The organism is Arthrobacter sp. zg-Y919, from assembly GCF_030142045.1.
Classification (GTDB): Bacteria; Actinomycetota; Actinomycetes; order Actinomycetales; family Micrococcaceae; genus Arthrobacter_B.
Map to the genome: position 1 here is coordinate 1,616,114 of NZ_CP126242.1, position 16,015 is coordinate 1,632,128.

The following is a 16,015-nucleotide window of genomic DNA, read 5'->3' on the forward strand; positions in this document are numbered from 1 at the left end:
GGAGGTGCAGCCGGACCCCTAGACTCCGCCACATGCCAACGTCCATGCCTCACCAGCCGCCCGGTTCCGTGCAGCGGGAGCGGGTATCCGCCATCCCGCCGGCCGATAAACCCGTCCTACTCTCCGGGGCGTCCTTCTGGACCACGGCCGCTGCCCCGGCAGCGGGGCTGCGTTCCCTGGTCCTCGCGGACGGGCCGCACGGGATCCGGCGGCCCCGCAGCGACACCGAACCGGGAATCGGCGACGCCCTGCCGGCCACCTGCTTCCCGGCGGAATGCCTGACGGCCTGTTCCTGGGACCCGGAACTCCTGGCCCGCCTCGGCACGGCGACCGCGAAGGAAGCCGCCGCCGCGCACGTCGACGTCGTCCTGGGACCCGGGCTGAACATCAAGCGCACTCCCCTGTGCGGCCGCAACTTCGAATACTTCTCAGAAGACCCGTTGCTGGCCGGCACGTTGGGGGCGGCCTGGGTCCGCGCCCTCCAGGCCGAAGGCGTAGCGGCCTGCCCCAAGCACTTCGCTGCGAACAACCAGGAAGCGGACCGGATGCGCATCGATGTGTCCGTGGATGAACGCACCCTGCACGAGATTTACCTGCCGGCCTTCGAAACAGTGGTCCGCACCGCGCATCCATGGACCCTGATGGCTGCCTACAACAAGGTCAACGGCATCCACGCCGCCGAAAATGCCTGGCTCCTGGAGACCGTGCTGCGCAGTGACTGGGGGTTCGACGGCCTGGTCGTGTCCGACTGGGGTGCCGTCACCGACCGAGCGGCCGCGCTCGACGCCGGACTGGACCTGGAAATGCCCGCAAGTTCCGGCCTGGGGCCGGCCGAACTGAAGGCGGGCCTCGAGGCAGGCACCGTCAATGGGGAGATGATTGATGCTTCCCTTGCGAGGCTGCTGCAGCTGGCTGACCGCACTTCTTCTCCGCGGGGCGGAACAGCGGACGCGGCGGAGCACCATGAACTGGCGCGCGGGGCAGCTGCGGAGTCCATGGTGCTGCTGAAGAACGACGGCGGAATCCTTCCGTTCTCCCCAGGGCTCCGTTTGGCCGTGGTGGGCGAACTTGCCCGCACTCCCCGGTATCAGGGCTCCGGCTCCTCCCAGGTCACCCCCACCCGGGTCAGCGTGCCGCTCGATGCCCTCGTGGAGCGGACCGCCGCGGCCGTCTTCGCCGCCGCGTACCGGCTGGACGGCACACCCGATCCGCAGCTCGTGGCCGAAGCGGAGACCGCAGCCTCGACGGCAGACGCGGTGGTGTTCTTCCTTGGCCTGACCGAAGCTGAGGAGTCCGAAGGCTTCGACCGCCCCGATCTGTCCCTCCCGGCCAACCAGCTGGCGGCGCTTCGGGCAGTAACGGCAGCGAACCCCTGGACCGTTGTGGTCCTGTTCAACGGAGGCGCAGTCGAGACCGGCTGGGCCTCGCAGGTTCCAGCCGTACTGGAAGCCTGGCTGCCGGGACAGGCCGGCGGCGAAGCCCTCGCGGACGTCCTGCTGGGCGGGGTGAACCCGTCCGGCAAGCTCGCCGAGACCTTTCCGCAGCGGATTGAAGACACACCGGCGTTCGGAAACTACCCCGGCGAGGCCGGCACGGTCCGCTACGGGGAAGGCGTGCTGGTGGGCTACCGGTGGTACGACGCGCGGGCCATCGAACCGGCCTTCCCCTTCGGCCACGGACTGTCCTACACCAGCTTCGAGTACAGCAACCTGGACCTGCACGTGGCGGACACCGGGACGGGGCCGGCCCTGTCCGTAGCCGCGACCCTGACGAACACCGGCACCCGGGCCGGAGCCGAAGTCCTGCAGGTGTACTCGGGCGGACCGGACGGACCCGCCGTCCGGCCACCGCGCGAGCTGCGGGGATTCCGCAAGGTGTTCCTGGAGCCCGGAGCGTCGGCCACGGTGTCCCTGGCCGTGCCGTTGGGGGCGCTGGCGAGGTTCGACCCGGCAGGGCACCGCTGGATGACCGACGCCGGAACCTGCCGGATCGACGTCGGCTCCTCCTCACGGGACATCCGGCTGAGCGGAACCGTCGATCTGCCCGGCACCGGCACTGCTACCACGGCTCGGCTGACCCTGGATTCCACCGTGACGGAATGGCTGGCGCATCCGCTGGGCAGGGAACTCCTGGGTGGGCTGGCCGGCGGCGGCACGGAGGGCGGCACGGAAGAAACATCCGGGGCGGGCGGCCTGGCCGCGGCGCTGGCGCTGATGGGAAGCCTGCCCCTGCGGCGGCTGGCACGGTTTCCCGGCAGCCCGCTGACCCCGGACCGGCTGCACGCCGTGGAACAGGCACTGCGGAAGGCCGGACCGGCCCCCGGAGGAGAAGCGCCGGGCTAGGCGGAGAGCAGGGAACGGTAGAGCTCTTCGTGGGCCGCAGCTACCTGCCGGCGCTCGGCGGTCCGCTCCTCCCGGCTCATTCCCGGCCAGTGCCGGGAAGCGTGCACCTGCTTGAGCGCAGTGGCCAGGGACTGGGCGTCCAGTCCGTCCTCGTCGTGGATAAATTCGGTGACTGCGGCGCGCTGCTGGGCGTAAAAGCCGCAGGATGGAGCCAGCACGTTCGTGCCGAGGTCGGTGCATGCCTCCAGCCAGCCCGAGTGGGTGCCGAAGCGGTACGGCAGGACGGAGACATCCAGGCTGGAGAGGTAGTCCCACAGCTGCGGTTCATCGAAGTAGTCCCGGACCTCCAGCTCCAGCCGTCCGGCCGCCGCCGCGTCCGTCAGCCAGCGGTGCAGCTCCGGACGGTATTTGTCCCCGCTGGGCGTGAGGATGTCCGGGTGCCCGTTGACCTGCAGCACGGCCCCGGGAAGCTGCTCCACGGCGTCGAGCAGGTCCGGCAGGACCGCTCCGTCCATCATGTTCGGGCGCAGGCTCTTCAGGTGGATCCCCACGCGGAACTCTTCGCGGGGACCCGCTGCAAGCCGCAGGGATTGGCGCCGTTCCAGCTCGTCAAGCGGAACGACGTGGGGGTGCGGCAGCACCTGCGGCCGGCGGCCCCACCGGCGCGAGACGGCGTCGGCGGCACCGGGGGTGAGGGTAATGAGTCCAACAGCGGCGGGAATGAGGACATCCAGCTGCGCGTCGTGTGCAACCGGAGTGAGGTGGTGCGGGTTGCGCAGATCGTGCACCGTGTAGACCAGCGGCTTTCCCTGGGCCTTCAACTCCGCCGTGACGGCCCGCAGGTCCTCCGGCGAAATGGCGTCGAAGCCGAAATGGATATGCATCAGGTCGAAACTGTCCGCGTTCTTCCGGATCCAGTCGGCATCCAGCATGACCGGGGGCCACCATTTTGCCTCCGTGGACTGGCCGGGGTTGAGGGGGTCGGGGTCGGCGAGCCGCGCCACGGTCTGCGGTTCACCGGGGACGGCCCCTGTGTGCCGGATATAGACCTGGCTGTGCGGCACGGAGGCCACCCTGATAATTGAAGCCTCCGCCGTACCCACGCATCCTCCTGATCAGCCCGAAAACTGTCTTCAGTATACTTAGTATTTTGGTGCCTCCGCGAAGGGCGCCTCAGGCGGAAGGGAACAATGCAGCCGCAGCACACCGGCTCCGATCCGGCATTCTCGGTACTCATCATCAGTTCGGGCCGGGATATCCACCTGGCCAATGCGGTCCGTGGAATCTGCCGCTCCACCCGCCTGCCGGCTGAAATCGTGGTCTGCTACATGGACCAGCCCGCGGCCGTTCCTCCTGCCAGCGACGTGCCGCTGCGGGTGGTCCATGTGTCCGGCGGCGCCGGCGCACCGCTCCCCCTGGGCGCCGCCCGCAATGAAGCTGCCGCCGCCGCCCGGTCCGGCACGCTGGTCTTCCTTGACGTGGACTGCATTCCCGCCGCGGACATGTTCGACCAGCTGCTGGCCGACCTGGACCGGACCGGCGGACTGGTGATGGCCGCACCCCGGTACCTCACGGCCGACGCCGGTGTGCAGGACTGGACGTCCGGCGGCGGCGACAGCGTCCTGTACCGGGATTCGGTGCCGCACCACGCCCGTGCCGCCCTGGCACCGGCGCCGGGGGAAGCGGCAATCGCCTCGGAGGAGTATGCCTTGTTCTGGTCGCTGGGGTTTGCCGTGCACCGGGATACGTACGGGCGGATCGGCGGCTTCGACGAATCCTTTGCCGGCTACGGGGGCGAGGACACGGACTTCGCCTTTACCGCCCGGCGCAAGGCCGTTCCGCTGGCATTCTCCGCAGCCACCATGTTCCACCAGCACCACGGCGTGCACCGTCCGCCGCTGCAGCATCTGGAATCCATCGTGGTCAACGCGGTGGCGTTCCGGCGTAAATGGGGCGGCTGGCCGATGACCGGCTGGCTTGAGGCCTTTGCCAGCGCGGGCTACGTGGACTGGGACCGCGACGGTGAAGACCTGCACCTGCTCCGCGTGCCCGGACCAGCGGAGCTGGCTGCGGCCCGGGTCAACGAGCCGTACTGAAATCCGCGCTGCCGGGAGACGCCTGCATCGGCGCTTCACCGCCCGGCGCTTCCCCGCCCGACACCGCAGAGTCCACGGCAGCAAGGAAGCAGTCCCGGAACCGGTCCGAGGAAACCAGCAGTGTCCGTGCCAGCAGTTCCGGATCCGTACTGCGCAGGTCCTCCAGTGTTGCTTCCCAGTTCTCCACGGCGGTGAAGCCCGGTGCGGAGGCAGCACCCGCCGCCGCCAGCGACTCGGCGAAGACCGCCTGTTCCCGGAACGGCCGGGTCTCAGGGATCAGCAGGACCGGGCGCCGGGCGGCCGCCGCGGCGGCCACGGCGTTATGCCCGGCGGATGTCACCACCACGTCCGCGGCGGCCAGCCGTGGACCCGGGTCCGCCACGACGCCCATCAGCTCGACGTTCGAGGGAAGCCGCTGGGGTACCCCGGCGGTGTGGCCCATCACTTCCCACTGCCATCCGGGGGTGCTGCGGGCGGCCTCAAGGACGTCCCCCAGCTCCACCCCGGTGCCGCCGAGTGAGGTCTGCACCGCCACGGTCCGCGCACGGACCGGGAAGCTGCCCGCGGCCGGAGCAGTGTCCGGCGCCAGCATGCCAAGGTAGGAACTCTTGGCGCCGTAGGCCTGCAGGTGCGCCGGGTCTTCGATCGACTCGGGGAAATAGGCGAGCAACCCGTGAACGGAATCGTAGGCCAGCCGGTGCGGCAGGTCCGTCCGGTCCCCGTGCATCCTGCGGTGGATCACGGGGTAGCCGGCCAGCCGGGCAAAAACGGCTGTCTCCACCGACACGTCCACCACCACCACGTCCGGGGCGAACTCTTCCCAGAGCCGGTGCAGCTGCGCAAACCGTGCCTGCAGGGCTGGGCCAGGCGGCGCGTAGTGCAGGAACTCCCCGGGTCCCGCGGGATACGGGCCACGCTGGCCGACGTCGGGCGGCAGCGCAGCGAACCGCGCCCCGCCGGGGAGCCGGGGAACGCCCCCGGGTGGAACGGTGCCGGTGACGAGCAGGTCCACTGCGCCGAGGCGGGCGATGTTGGCGGCATGGCGCAGATGGCCCGTGCCATGGTGGTGGGCGTAGTAGGCGACGCGGGGCAAGCGGGAGGCGGGCACTGGCGGATTCCTACGGTATGAGGGCGGCGTCGGGCATGGCTGGCTGCGACGGCAGGCCATCCGGGTCCAGCAGGGAACGGATCTGGTCCTCGTAGGCACCAACCATGGCGGCGGCGCTGAAGCGGGCCGCGGATCTGCGCACGCCGTCCCGGTCAATGCGCCGCGCCTCGGTGATGGCCGCAGCCAGGGCGTCCGGGCCAAGGCCCTCGGCCAGCCGGCCGCCGTCGGCGTCGATGATCTCCGGCATGGCCCCCAATGGCAGGGCAGCGACCGGGGTGCCGCATGCCATCGCCTCCAGGGCGGTGAGTCCGAACGGCTCGGACCAGACCGGCGAGGCAATGAAAACCTCGCCGGAGCCCAGGAAGCCAGCAAGGTTCCGGTGGTCAAGGTGGCCAACGTGATGGACTCCCCGGCCCAGGTGCGGGGCGACGCTGCGCTCAAAGTACTTTTCATCGCTGACCGGACCGGCGAAGTGCAGTTCCATGCCGGCCATCCGTGCGGCGTCGATGGCGATGTGCAGGCCCTTCTCGGGAGTAACGCGCCCGGCCCAGACTGCGGTGCCCGGGCGCCGGGGCGTGCCGGCGGGCCAGTCGGCCAGTCGGATGCCGTTGTGGATGACCTGGAGGTTCGGCAGATGAGCGGACCAGCCGGTTGCGTTGCGCGCTGAGACGCTGACGAAGCGGTGCAGGGGTGAAAGCGGCGCACGCCCGTCCTCGACGGCGTCGATAATCCAGGGCAGCGGCGGGGTGTGGAGGATGGTCAGCAGAGGAAGGTCCGCCAGCTCGAGATAGGGCAGCAGGCTTAACGAATTGTTCACCACGATGTCGAAGTCCCCCGTCCGCACAGCGGCGACGGCCCTGCCGAGAGCGTCGTCCAGCGTCTGCTGCTGGCGGCGCATCTGTTCCGGGGCCAGCCCGCGCTGAAATTCGAAGGACCGCCCAAGAACATCCACTACCCGGCCGCGGGACTCGGAGCCTGCCTTGCCGAAAAGCGTCACGTCGTGGCCACGCGAGGCGAACTCATCCGCCATCAACGACGTATGCATTTCGAGCCCGCCCAGGAACGGGCTGGAAATCGGATGGTGGAGATGGGCCAGGATTGCTATGCGCAGTGGCTCCCCCTCCGCCGCGTGCCCCTGCGGCAGGGGGAAGTTCTGACTCATAAGAATAAGTATGCCTTGAATCCCTCCCCCGGACCGGAAAAGGTCCCGGGGGGGGCGGGCAGGCGCTGCGGCCGGATCAGCCCGCGAAAGGCTCGGCGCCGAAAGGCACCGGAGGGATGTGGTGGGAAGGCAGCCGGTCCCGGTCGTAGCTGATGCTGGTGTAGCCGTGCGGGACGGGTTTGCCGTTCTCATCCAGGTTGACGAACACGATCTTGTCGATTGTCAGGATGCTGCGGCGGGTGATCATGTTGCGTACCTCGGCCTGCATGGTGAGGGAGGTTCGGCCGAACTTGGTGGCGGTGAGCCCCATTTCAATCAGGTCGCCCTGCACCGCGGAACTGACGAAGTTGATCTCCGACATGAATTTGGTGACCACCCGTCCGTTACCCATCTGCAGGATGGCGTACACGGTGGCTTCTTCGTCGATCCAGCGCAGCAGGCTGCCGCCGAACAGGGTTCCGTTGGCGTTCAGGTCTTCCGGCCGGACCCATTTGCGGGTATGGAAATTGATGTTCTCAAGGGGCATATCTTCAGCTTATCCACAGCCTTTCGGGCAATCCGTCCGTTCTGCGGATGCCTTGCTCACAGACCCCTGTTAGGTCCCTGACCCTGGCGTGATGCCGCTCCCTCCGGGCCTGGGCTCAGTCGGGTGCCTCATTGACGGTGTCGCCGAGGGCTGTGACATCGCCGTCCGCCGGGACCTGCAGCGCCTCGATGGTCCTGGATTCCACCAGGTCCGCGATAAGCGCGGCCGGGCCGCCTACCAGCGTTGAATCCAGGTCGATTTCCGTCGCGAGGAACCAGGCCGCGTCGGCCGGCCACAGCAGGTTCGGGCTCTGGAGTGGATCCCAGCCGTTCCGCTCCTGCCACCCCCTGCCGGCAAAGACGGAGAGGTCCGCCTGGAACAACAGGTAGCCGCGCAGGGGCAGCTGGAGCCGGGCAGCGGTGCCGCCGGCGTCGATGAAGGCGGCCTGCACGCTGCCCGTGACCCAGCCGTAGCCGTCCCACAGGCCCGCGGTGCACCTCTCCGGCGCCGGTGTGTGTGCGCCGAGGATACGGACCACCTCGGCCAGGGTCCCGGAAGGCATTGACCCCACCAGCGGGTCCTCATACTGCCACCCCGGCTCGTTCGAAACCGGATTGCGGTAACCGGCCAGGATGGACGCCCATTGCATCAGCGGGTGTGGAACCGCTCCGCGGACCTCGGCGAGTTCCTGCCAGCGCATGGTGCGGGAATCGACCGTCGCGGGACCGTCCTGCTGCCAGCCCATCAGCTGCGCGTGGATCGGATGGAAGATGCGCGCATATGCCTCGAACCCCTCCGGCACCGTGCCCGAGACGGTTCCCGCCTGGGCCAGCCGTCCGGCAATCCAGAGACCTGACTGCGGGTCGGCAAGCGGCCCCTCCAACCTCGTCATGCGGCCAGTATGCCCTACCCGGCTTCGCTGCGGGGGTGCCCGCGGTTAGCCGGACCCCCCGTCCAGTCGCCGGCCTGCAGGTCGCGGGCATCCACCGGCCCCTGGTCCAGCCGGAACGGCGGGTATTCGTCCCGCATCAGCGCCGTATACGCCAGCACCCGGTAGGCCCAGCGCCTCAGGCCCATGATGAAGTCGAAGAGCGGACGCGGGTAGCGCCCCGTGAACAGCAGCACCGCGGCGGCCACGAGGACCAAAAGGCCGATCAGGGAAATGCCCGCCGTCCATCCCCCGACGGACTGCGGCCCTTCCGTCCAGTCGGTCCAGCCGGTCCCGTACACCGGGTCATCCCACCCGCCGCCGACACTCCGCTCCCAGCCGCCGAACGGTCCCGCCTGCCGCACGACGACGTAGCCGCCGCCGGTGAAGGCGCCCACGATCAGCGCGTGCGGGATGACCAGCAGCCACCACTTCACCAGCACCAGCCCGCGGGAGAGCCGTTCGGGGTATGCGACGTCGAAGTCCGCCGGATAGTCCGTGCGCTCCAAGGTGAACGGCGGATACCGGTCCGTACCGAGCACCTGGGTGGCATAGAACCCCACCCGCCAGCTCCAGCGGATCACCCCCACGTTGAAGTCGAACAGGGCCCGCGGATAACGGGCGGTGAACAGCACGGCGAAGCCGGCTATGACCGTCGCCACGCAGAACGCGGTCCACAGAAAAACGAGCAGGAAGTAATGCGGTACCGCCAGCAGCCACTTCACCAGCCACAACCAGCGGGACAGCCCTGGGTCCAGCTCGCCGTAGAGCTTCGCCGGATAGGGCACGGGAACCGAGGCCGGGGCGGGAGCTGGACGAGGAGGCTTCGCGTAACCATAGGGGCCGTGCCCGCCCTCGGGCCCGGCATAACCGCCGGCCGGTCCTCCCGGCTGGTTCCGCCCGGTGAGGATGCCCGCGAGGATCAGTGCGGTTCCGCCAAGCACCAGGACTGCCGCGGCAATCAGCAGCGACCAGGCGAACGGCCCTACGAGGTCCGACCGGACGCCTGCCTGCAGCTCGGCCGTGACCTGCGGCGCGGCGTCGGCGTTCATCACGACGACGGTCCACTCGCCCTGCTGCAGGGGCCACTCAATCTCCCGGGTCCCGGTTCCGGCGGAGGATGCCGCCCAGAAGTCCTGCTCGCCCGGAGGCGCCGGTGTGGCTGTCCCGGGCAGCTCCCGGTAGTCCGCGGCAAACGGGTCGAACCTCACGTCCTCGAGCTCCGTATGGGCCACTCCGGCGAGATACCGTTCGACGTCGGCCTCCGGCCCGATCCCGAGGAACAACTCTCCATTGGGATTGGTTCCGCGCAGCTGCACCGAGGCCACGTTGTCCTCCGCGGTGACGCCGGGGCTGACCTCGATGCTTTCGCTGGTCATTGCGTAGGAGCCGACGCTGTAGGTCTCTTCCGGAACCGAGAGGTAGCCTCCGCGCTGGGCGGCCGCGAGGAGACCGAGAGCGGCTGCACCTGCGGCGGCACAGAGCCCGGCAAGGACCAGCAGGGAGCCGATGACGATCAGGATAATTCTGCCTGGCTTCATCGCAGTGCCCTCCGCTCGTGGACCCCCTTGGATAACGCTAGAAGTTAATCATGTGGCCGGTCAGTCCATGGAAGGCTTCCTGCAGCGCCTCACTCAGCGTGGGGTGGGTATGCACGTTGCGTGCTAGCTCGTGGGCAGTCAGGTCCCATTTCTGCGCCAGCGTCAGTTCAGGCAGCAGCTCGGAGACGTCCGGTCCAATGAGATGACCGCCCAGCAGCTCCAGATGCTCCTTGTCAGCTACGAGCTTCACGAAGCCCACCGGTTCGCCCAGGCCGTGCGCCTTGCCGTTGGCAGTGAACGGGAAGGTACTGACCACCACGTCGTGCCCTTCGTCGCGGGCCTGCTGTTCGGTGAGGCCGAAGCTTGCCACCTGAGGCTGGCAGAAGGTGGCCCGCGGCATCATGCGGTAGTCACCCAGCGGCAGGGTTTCCGCCTTGCCGATGGTTTCAGCCGCCACCACCCCCATGGCTTCAGCAACGTGGGCGAGCTGCAGCTTGGCAGTAATGTCGCCGATGGCGTAAATGTGCGGGACATTGGTGCGCATGTAGTCGTCAATGCCGATGGCACCGCGTTCGGTCAGCTGCACCCCGGTCTTCTCCAGGCCGTAGCCCTCGGTGCGCGGGGCAAAGCCGATGGACATCATCACCCGGTCGGCCTCGATGCTGCCCTGCCGGCCGTCCTTGTCCGTGTAGGTCACGGTGACGGAAGACCCGTTGTCCTTGACCGTTTCCACCTTTGTGGAGGTGAGGATGGGAATACCGAGCTTCTTGTACTGCTTGGTGATTTCCTTCGAGACGTCCGCGTCCTCGTTCGGCAGTGCCCGGTCCAGGAACTCGATGATGGTCACGTCCACACCGTAGCTGCGGTGCACGTAGCCGAACTCCATGCCGATGGCACCGGCACCGACAATCACGATCTTCTTCGGCAGGTCCCGGTCCATGATCTGGGCCTCATACGTCACCACGTTCCGGCTCAGCTCGACGCCGGGCAGGAGGCGTACATAGGTACCGGTGGCGATGATCGCGTTGTCGAAGGTGAGGGTCTCGCTGCCGCCCCTGGACAGGTCCACCTCGAGCGTGTGGTCGTCGGCGAAGACGCCGTGGCCGTCGTATTCGGTGATCTTGTTTTTCTTCATCAGGAAGTGGACGCCCTTGACCCGGCCGTCAGCCACCTGGCGGCTGCGGTCAAAGGCAGCCCCGAAATCGAAGCTGACCTCGCCGGTCATTCCGAACGTCTTTGCCTGGTTGGTGAAAATCTGGGCCAGCTCCGCATTGCGCAGCAGTGCTTTGGAGGGAATGCAGCCCACGTTGAGGCAGACCCCGCCCCAGTACTTCTCCTCCACTATTGCTGTCTTCAAACCCAGCTGGGCCGCGCGGATGGCTGCCACATATCCGCCCGGTCCGGCTCCGAGGACCACGACGTCGTAATGTTCGCTCATGCTGTCCAACTCTCCTTGCCTGGGGGTGCGGGAAAATCAAAAGCCGGCTTAAGGCTCTCACGCAGCTGCCGCTGGCGGCACCCGTGCCGGGAAGGATCAGATGTAGCCCCGGTAGCCGGACCAGGCAAGCCTGCGTTCCGGGAACGGATCGGAAACGATCCGGTCCAGTTTGTCGAAGACGCGGGTATGCCGGTGGAGTCCGTCGTATGCCGGCCAGTCGCTCCCGGGGTGGGAATGCCAGGCAAGGCTCAGCAGCGACCCCTGGTACCGGCGGGACAGTGCCTTGATTTCACCGGCACCGCCCAGCAGGGTCAGCGCCCGGGCAGTCCGGGTTTCGGTATCCCCGAACATCACGGGCACGTCGAAGGAGTGGGTGGCACCGAACCCCAGGAGGTTCATCATCGGCGTCGCATAGTCGTAGCGGTACATCCAGGTGGGAGCGACCAGCGAGTGTCCTTCGGCAACCATCTGGCTCGGATACCAGAACACCAGGTCGCCGCTGATGTCCACGGACCGTTGCCGGGACGGATATCCCGGATACGCGGCCACCACGCGGTCCCTGGCCTGCGGGTCGGTACCGGCGAACATCTTCTCGATCCGGACAACGGAGGACGGCAGGATATTGGAGATCTTCGCGAAGAGGGCACCCTCCCGGGCCATGGTGCCCAGCACCAGGGGAACCGGGTTGGACTCCCCGGCAAGGAAGGCATCGACGGGATGCCGGGGCAGGAAGCCGCCGTCGATCACCGGCGAGACACTGAGTGATCCTGGCTGTTTAACCGGACCGATCTTCGTGGTCAGTTTCCGGGTCGCATTGACCAGCTTCGCCGCGGGCATGGTGGTCAATGCTTCCGCAGCATCGGCGGGCGGAACACCGAGAATCTCCAGCAGGTCCGCTGCCCACGCCGCGTGCAGGGCAGGAGAATAGGCGGCGGACGGCGCCGGACTCTGCGCATAGGCCTGGTGGAACAGGTGCCGTGCAGACGGGACGCACATCAGCGACGTGACAGCGAGACCGCCGGCGGATTCGCCGAACAGGGTGACGTTGTGCGGGTCTCCCCCAAAGGCTTCGATGTTCTGCTGCACCCATTCCAGAGCGGCCACCTGGTCCCGCAGGCCCATATTGACGTCGAACGGACGCCCGGGCGTGGAGTACGCCCGGAAGTCCATAAAGCCCAGGGCGCCGATGCGGTAGTTCAGCGAAACATAGATGACTCCGCCGTCGCGGACGAGATTGGTGCCCCGGTATGTCGGCTCGGCGGAGGATCCCGAGCTGAACGCCCCGCCGTAGAGGTAGACCAGGACCGGCAGCAACCCGTCCGGGGGTTCCAGCGGGGCAGAGACGTTGAGGGTCAGGCAATCCTCATCCATGGCAACCCTGCGCCGGGTTCCGGTGAGGCTTGGTGCCTTGGACTGCGGCGGGACCGCACCAAAGGAACCGGCGTCGCGGATACCGGTCCAACTGCCGGGGGGCCGGGGTGCCCGGAGACGAAGTCCGCCGACCGGCGGGGCCGCATAGGGAATGCCGCGCCAGGTCCGGACCCCCGAATCAATGATTCCCTGCACAAGACCATTGCCGGTTTCAACCACGAGTGACGCAACGTCGATAGCCACGATGAACTCTTTTCGGCCGGGGAAGGACTCCCCCGCGACTACCTACGATAGGCGCGCCCCAAGGCCCCCACCAGATGCGGGGCCGGTTGCCGGCGGCCCGGCTTCAAGTTTCGAGCCAGCCGCTGTGTTGCGGGAGTTGTACCTTACGCGGCGGCGACAAGCCGGCGGCGTGACCCTGCGCTGCGGCGTCCGTGAACGGCACGGCCGGCGCCACTGGTCAGCCGGCGGTGCAGAACCGCTTCCCGGAGGCACAGGCCGGCAACTGCGGCGACGTTGAGGGCAATCTTTGTGCCGGTTGACCAATCGGTTCCCACACACAGCATCCAGACCAGGATCAGGACCGGCAGGTCCGCGGACCTCAGCGCCTTCACTTGGCGGTTCCGATGCGCCCGAACAGGCGGAAAGCGGTGCGCGCATGCGGCACCGGTGTTGCTCCGCGGCCACGGCGGCCGCCGTGTGCAGAGGCTGCGCTGCAGCCGAGGTTTCCAATCCATGGAGCCATGAGGACACTTCTTCCGTGAAATCGTCCGAGACCTGCGTTCCGCACCTCCCAAGGATGCGGTACTGGGTACTTTTGTATCACATCCGGCGCGAAACAGGTGTGTCGGAGCCGGCCTTTGTCCGGGAAGCAGGCGTACCCTACCCCGCCTCGACCCTCCCGCCGGCCACTTTCCACCGGGTGTCGAGCCGTACGTTTTCCAGCAGGCGCCGGTCATGCGATACCAGCAGCAGGGCTCCTTCGTAGCTTTCCAACGCCTCCTCAAGCTGCTCGATGGCGGGCAGGTCCAAGTGGTTGGTGGGCTCGTCGAGGACCAGGAGGTTCACTCCCCGGGCCTTCAGCAGTGCCAGCGAAGCGCGGGTACGCTCCCCGGGAGACAGCGCATCGACACGGCTTCCAACCTGGTCGGCCTTGAGCCCGAACTTGGCCAGCAGGGTGCGGACCTCCGCGGACGAGAGGTCCGGAACGGCCGCCTCAAAGGCGTCCCCCAGCGGCAAATGGGCCGGGAGCTGGCCGCGGCCCTGGTCGATTTCCCCCACGGCCACAGAGGCGCCCAGGGAGGCGGTGCCGGCGTCGGGCACCTCACGCCCGAGCAGCAGCCGCAGCAGCGTGGACTTGCCGGCGCCGTTGGGGCCGGTGATGCCGATCCGTTCCCCGGCGTTCACCTGGACCGACACGGGTCCCAGCGTAAAACCGCCCTTGGTGAGGACGGCGTCGTTCAGGGTGGACACCACTGAACTGGACCGGGGTGCGGATCCGATGCTCAGCTGCAGCTGCCACTCCTTGCGTGGTTCCTCCACCTCGTCCAGGCGGGCGATGCGTGATTCCATCTGGCGGACTTTCCGCGCCTGCTTTTCCGAAGACTCGGTGCTGGCCTTGCGCCGGATCTTGTCGTTGTCAGGATTCTTCTTCATGGCGTTGCGCACGCCCTGCGAACTCCATTCCCGGGTGGTCCGGGCACGGGAGACCAGATCCGCCTTCTTGTCCGCGAACTCGTCGTAAGCCTCCCGGGCATGCCGGCGGGCGACGGCGCGTTCCTCCAGATACGCCTCGTATCCGCCGTCGTAAACCGCCACGCTGTTCTGCGCCAGGTCCAGTTCCACCACGGTGGTCACGCAGCGGGCGAGGAATTCGCGGTCGTGGGACACCAGCACAACGCCGCCGCGCAGCCCGCGGACAAACTGTTCCAGGCGAGCCAGGCCGTCCAGGTCGAGGTCATTGGTGGGTTCGTCGAGCAGCACAATATCGAAGCGGCTCAGCAGCAGGGCGGCCAGCGCCACCCGGGCCGCCTGCCCGCCGGAGAGCCCCACCATCTCCATATCCATGCCAAGCTGCAGTCCGAGGTCCGCCAGCACGGCTGGAGCCCGGTCCTCGAGGTCGGCCGCACCGGAGGCAAGCCACCGGTCCAGTGCGGCAGCATAGGTGTCATCCGCTCCGGGAAGTCCGGAGCCCAGGGCTTCCGCCGCTGCTTCCATAGCCTCCGTGGCTGCCGCGGAACCGGTGCGCCGGGCCAGGTATCCGCCCACCGTCTCGCCGGCCAGCCGTTCGTGTTCCTGCGGCAGCCAGCCCACAAAGGCATCGGCCGGGGAAGTGCTGACCGTTCCGGCCTGCGGCTCCGCAGCTCCGGCAAGCAGCCGCAGCAGTGTCGATTTTCCGGCACCGTTGGCTCCCACCACGCCCACGACGTCGCCGGGCGCGACGGTCAGCGACAAATGTTCAAAGAGGGTGCGGTGCGCATGGCCGCCGGAGAGGTCCCGGGCGACGAGGGTTGCAGTCATTCCTCCATTCTATTTTGTGCCCGCCCCTGTTTTGGCCCGGCGGCCGGGCGGTAAGGTGGCATCCCCGCCGCACCAAAGGACGATCATGACCTCCATGCATCCCTCCGGCCCCGGAGCCCTCCGGCTGGTCTTTCCGCAGTGGCAGGGTGCTGCCGGCGCCGGCACCGTGGGTTCCCTGCCTGCCGGGCAGCCACACCAGACCCAGCTCTCCTACCATCTCGGTCCGGCCCTGCTCGAGCTGCTCTCCCCCGGACACGACGGGCCCACCGCCTATGTTCCGGTCAGCACCGACACCGAGTCCGTGGAGACGGTGAACGGCATATACGCCCGGGACGCGGTGCTGCGCCAGCTTCGGGCGGGTGTCCGCCTGGTGCAGGAGGCGGATCCCGAATCCGTAGTCACCTTCGGCGGGGAATGTTCTGTAAGCGTGGCGCCGTTCAGCTATCTCGCGGCCCGGTACGGTGCGGATCTGGCGGTGTTGTGGGTGGACGCGCATCCGGACACCGGTCTTCCCGGGGACAGCTACACAGGGTTCCGGTCCATGTCGCTGGCCACCCTTGCCGGCGAGGGGGACGCGGAGTTCCTGGCCGCACTGCCTGCCGTGGTGCCGCCCGCGAACATCCTCCACGTGGGCCTGCAGGACTGGCAGGACCCGGGCATCGCGACCAAGCGGCGGCTGGGCATTGCCAGTGTGGGCATTACCGACACCCCGGAGGATACCCGCCGGATCCTGGACTGGCTGGCCCTGACCGGTGCCAGCAAACTGGCCGTGCACGTGGACCTGGATGTGCTGGACCGCCGGGACTTCACCGGGGCGACGGGCAACGGAACGCGCGGTGTACGGGTTCCGGACCTGCTGCGGATCATCGACGCCGTGGGGGAAGCCGGGGAAATAGTGGGACTCTCCCTAGCCCAGCACGCGCCGTTGGAACTCCTGCGCCTGGGCGGACTGCTGCGGGACCTGCCGGTCTGAGGCGGCATGC

The 16,015-nt window shown here is 68.0% G+C and carries 13 protein-coding genes; 3 read left to right on the forward strand and 10 right to left on the reverse strand.

Going from position 1 to position 16,015, the window contains the following annotated elements; all coding sequences use genetic code 11:
• Positions 1 to 32 precede the first annotated feature (32 nt).
• Positions 33 to 2,342 (forward strand): glycoside hydrolase family 3 C-terminal domain-containing protein, encoded by a 2,310-nt coding sequence (locus QNO10_RS07615; RefSeq protein ID WP_229948161.1) that lies wholly within the window; start codon positions 33 to 35, stop codon positions 2,340 to 2,342.
• On the opposite strand, the gene QNO10_RS07620 is transcribed toward QNO10_RS07615, so the two are convergent.
• On the reverse strand, positions 2,339 to 3,406 hold the full coding sequence (locus QNO10_RS07620; protein WP_284162171.1) for a glycosyltransferase family protein: 1,068 nt from the start codon (positions 3,404 to 3,406) through the stop codon (positions 2,339 to 2,341). The two genes, QNO10_RS07615 and QNO10_RS07620, sit on opposite strands and share 4 nt — an antisense overlap.
• A gap of 126 nt (positions 3,407 to 3,532) precedes the next feature.
• On the opposite strand from QNO10_RS07620, the gene QNO10_RS07625 reads away from it, so the two are divergent.
• Entirely contained in the window at positions 3,533 to 4,438 is a 906-nt protein-coding gene (locus QNO10_RS07625; protein WP_229948155.1) for a glycosyltransferase family 2 protein, read from the forward strand.
• Here QNO10_RS07625 and QNO10_RS07630 read toward each other — a convergent pair.
• From QNO10_RS07630 to QNO10_RS07670, 9 genes are all read right to left on the reverse strand, one after another.
• On the reverse strand, positions 4,422 to 5,546 hold the full coding sequence (locus QNO10_RS07630) for a glycosyltransferase (RefSeq protein ID WP_229948153.1): 1,125 nt from the start codon (positions 5,544 to 5,546) through the stop codon (positions 4,422 to 4,424). The two genes, QNO10_RS07625 and QNO10_RS07630, sit on opposite strands and share 17 nt — an antisense overlap.
• Before the next feature lie 10 nt (positions 5,547 to 5,556).
• Positions 5,557 to 6,708: a glycosyltransferase gene (locus QNO10_RS07635; protein ID WP_229948152.1), complete on the reverse strand. Its 1,152-nt coding sequence runs from the start codon at positions 6,706 to 6,708 to the stop codon at positions 5,557 to 5,559.
• Positions 6,709 to 6,784: 76 nt separating this feature from the next.
• Positions 6,785 to 7,234 (reverse strand): acyl-CoA thioesterase, encoded by a 450-nt coding sequence (locus QNO10_RS07640; RefSeq protein WP_229948151.1) that lies wholly within the window; start codon positions 7,232 to 7,234, stop codon positions 6,785 to 6,787.
• A gap of 115 nt (positions 7,235 to 7,349) precedes the next feature.
• Positions 7,350 to 8,126, reverse strand: coding sequence for a hypothetical protein (locus QNO10_RS07645; protein ID WP_229948150.1), 777 nt, complete (start codon positions 8,124 to 8,126; stop codon positions 7,350 to 7,352).
• Positions 8,127 to 8,140: 14 nt separating this feature from the next.
• Entirely contained in the window at positions 8,141 to 9,703 is a 1,563-nt protein-coding gene (locus QNO10_RS07650; RefSeq protein WP_229948149.1) for a DUF4389 domain-containing protein, read from the reverse strand.
• Positions 9,704 to 9,740: 37 nt separating this feature from the next.
• Positions 9,741 to 11,141: a dihydrolipoyl dehydrogenase gene (gene lpdA / locus QNO10_RS07655; protein ID WP_229948148.1), complete on the reverse strand. Its 1,401-nt coding sequence runs from the start codon at positions 11,139 to 11,141 to the stop codon at positions 9,741 to 9,743.
• 96 nt (positions 11,142 to 11,237) lie between these two features.
• Positions 11,238 to 12,755, reverse strand: a complete 1,518-nt coding sequence (locus QNO10_RS07660; RefSeq protein ID WP_229948147.1) for a carboxylesterase/lipase family protein — start codon at positions 12,753 to 12,755, stop codon at positions 11,238 to 11,240.
• Positions 12,756 to 12,898: 143 nt separating this feature from the next.
• Positions 12,899 to 13,126, reverse strand: a complete 228-nt coding sequence (locus QNO10_RS07665; protein ID WP_229948145.1) for a hypothetical protein — start codon at positions 13,124 to 13,126, stop codon at positions 12,899 to 12,901.
• 268 nt (positions 13,127 to 13,394) lie between these two features.
• A complete protein-coding gene (locus tag QNO10_RS07670; protein ID WP_229948143.1) occupies positions 13,395 to 15,032 on the reverse strand; it encodes an ABC-F family ATP-binding cassette domain-containing protein in 1,638 nt (545 codons plus the stop codon).
• Positions 15,033 to 15,117: 85 nt separating this feature from the next.
• On the opposite strand from QNO10_RS07670, the gene QNO10_RS07675 reads away from it, so the two are divergent.
• Entirely contained in the window at positions 15,118 to 16,005 is an 888-nt protein-coding gene (locus QNO10_RS07675; protein ID WP_229948141.1) for an arginase family protein, read from the forward strand.
• Positions 16,006 to 16,015 lie beyond the last annotated feature (10 nt).